Here is a 1825-nt window from a genome sequence, read left to right as displayed (position 1 = left end):
TGATGCGTCCGCTCCCAGGCGTCGTTGGCCGCGTCGACGCGCCCGATCAGATACGCCGCTTTCGCCAGCCGGTCGAGGTCCTCGGCGTCGAGCGAGTCGTGCTGGTCGGCGGCGGACAGGTACTCGTAAGCATCGCGCCACGCCAGCCGGGCGAAAGCCTCGCGACCTCGCGCCACGGCTTCGTTGGCCAGCGGCGCCTGTGCCATGGCTAACAACTTACCAATCGATCGTTGATCGGTCACGAGCTTGCCGACGCCTTCCGAAGCCGGAGAAGGTGATAAATATCGGTGATAGGCGTAGCGCGAAGTAATCCGACAGGATCACTCCCGTCAATATCATGCATTGAACGACTTCGAATGGGCTGATAAGCATACCCATTCATCCGTGATTAAGCTCAATTCCGTATCGGAAGAAATCGACGGCTGTAACGCGGCAGCACAAAAGTACCGCGAGCCGCACCCAACGATCGGTGACGATCCTGTCGAGGTAGGACTTCGGGGAAGTCGACGCTGGCCGCTATGCCGATTGCCAGGGCGACGGTGACAAGGACCGCTGCAGGTCAACGACCCAAAGCTAGGTGCCCGGTCAATCGCGCTCCGCGAGTGCGGCCAGACGGTCGAGCGACGCCTGAAGCTTGTCGGCGGTGGTCGCCCTGGCGCGGGCGAGCCGGTTCTCGTCGGTCAGGCCGGTCCAGTCGTAGGTGTGAGTGACGTGCGTCCGCGACGAGTCGATCGGATCGAGTGTCCATCGCCAGAGGTGGCCTGGTGGCGGCTGATCGGGCTCAGAGGGTTTCCAGGCGATGACCCGGCCTTCGTCGAACTCGACCACATGATTCTCCCGGATGCTGCCTTTCGTGAGGGTCATGGTGAACACGTCACCGATGGTGCGGATCCGTTGCCCGTCGGGTGCGTTGGCCAGGTTGTCATTGCCGTCCCAGCGGGGCTGTTGCATCGGGTTCGCGATGAGCTCGAAGATACGCGCGGCGCCCGCGGCGATCTCGCGGCTGGCGGACACGACCCGTGGAACGTCCTCGTGACTGATCATGCCTCTATGGAAGCATCGTTCGGGAATCCTGGCTACGCCCTCGGTAGCATCACGTCGCCGGCTACCTCATGGCCGGCCATCACCCTGATGCGCCGATACGGCGTGGCCTGGACGAGTTGGAAGGACCTGATGACGCATCCATGCTTCTCGGTCATGGAGCTTTCGTTCCGTGGCCCTGTTGAACCGCTTCCGGACGTCGTACCCCTCACGTTGGTGTTCAGGCACGAGACCGGGCGCACCGTGCGCGTGCCGGGCTTCTGGGACGGCGGTGACCGTCATCTCGCTCGTTTCGCGCCAGAGTTGGAAGGACGCTGGACCTATGTCAGTGACTCCGCCGTGGACGAGCTGACCGGGTGCTCCGGTGAGTTCACGGTCGGGCCGGCGGCCCACGGCGAGCACGGACCGGTCCGGGTTGCCGGGACTTACCACTTCGCACACGCCGACGGCACGCCGTTCCGGCCCGTCGGAGCCACGGTCTACAACTGGCTGCACCAGCCCGAGCCGCGGTGGACACAGACGGTCACTTCGCTGTCCGAGGCCGGCTTCAACAAGCTTCGCTTCATGGTCTTTCCGCAGGCCGGCGGCTACGTCGAGCATTTTCCCGAGCTGTTGCCCTTCGAACGCGGAGCGGCCGGCCGCTATGACGTCTCTCGCCCTGTCCCCGAGTTCTTCCATCTGCTTGATGCCGCTGTGCGGCTGCTGCACGAACACCGTATCCAGGCCGAGGTGTTGATCTTCAACGCCTACGACAACGGCCGATTCGGCCTCGATCAGCTCACGG

At 63.9% G+C, this 1825-nt stretch carries 2 protein-coding genes and 1 pseudogene; 1 reads left to right on the top strand and 2 read right to left on the bottom strand.

Translation table 11 applies throughout. The features are described 5' to 3' along the window. Nucleotides 1–206, bottom strand: a pseudogene (locus ELR45_RS39010) (DNA-binding response regulator); the annotation flags it as partial. 379 nt (nucleotides 207–585) lie between these two features. After that, nucleotides 586–1044, bottom strand: coding sequence for an SRPBCC family protein (locus tag ELR45_RS25090; protein ID WP_129668768.1), 459 nt, complete (start codon nucleotides 1042–1044; stop codon nucleotides 586–588). 6 nt (nucleotides 1045–1050) lie between these two features. Between ELR45_RS25090 and ELR45_RS39005 the strand changes: the two genes are divergently transcribed. Then, nucleotides 1051–1825, top strand: a 775-nt coding sequence (locus ELR45_RS39005; protein ID WP_205857214.1) for a DUF5060 domain-containing protein, incomplete at its 3' end; no start/stop codon positions are given.

The organism is Phytoactinopolyspora endophytica, from assembly GCF_004138495.1.
Lineage (GTDB): Bacteria > Actinomycetota > Actinomycetes > Jiangellales > Jiangellaceae > Phytoactinopolyspora > Phytoactinopolyspora endophytica.
Note: the sequence above shows the minus strand (reverse complement) of the source record. Positions and strands in the feature narration are given on the sequence as shown.